The following is a 370-nucleotide window of genomic DNA, read 5'->3' on the forward strand; positions in this document are numbered from 1 at the left end:
TTTACTGTACTTTTCAATAAACTGGCCGATGACACGGTTAAGTTGTGTTATTTGGTAATATAGGGAAAGGAAATATTCCATGAATAAAAGTGAATTGGTGAGTTCCGTTGCTGAAAAAGCAGGTGTTTCGAAAGCGCAGGCAGGCTCTGTTGTCGATGCTTTTATCGCTTCTGTAACAGAAGCTTTAGCTTCAGGAGGAGATGTTCGTCTTCCAGGTTTTGGTTCTTTTGAAGTTTCTCATCGTGCTGCAACAAAGGGGCGTAATCCTTCAACTGGCGCTGAAATTAATATTCCAGCGCGTTCTGTGCCCAAATTTTCTGCAGGGAAAAGTCTAAAAGAAGCAGTTAACAAATAATAAATTAAACCGCAC

The 370-nt window shown here is 40.5% G+C and carries 1 protein-coding gene; it reads left to right on the forward strand.

The window, feature by feature from the left end; genetic code table 11:
* Nucleotides 1-79: 79 nt before the first annotated feature.
* A complete protein-coding gene (locus tag ACFINZ_RS10910; protein ID WP_011180519.1) occupies nt 80-355 on the forward strand; it encodes an HU family DNA-binding protein in 276 nt (91 codons plus the stop codon).
* Nucleotides 356-370 lie beyond the last annotated feature (15 nt).

The organism is Bartonella sp. AA81SXKL (genome assembly GCF_042196945.1).
Classification (GTDB): domain Bacteria; phylum Pseudomonadota; class Alphaproteobacteria; order Rhizobiales; family Rhizobiaceae; genus Bartonella.

What these genes read in the sequence shown, in the direction of transcription:
- ACFINZ_RS10910 (WP_011180519.1), top strand. Translation starts at nt 80, where the DNA reads ATGAATAAAAGTGAATTGGTGAGTTCCGTTGCTGAAAAAGCAGGTGTT.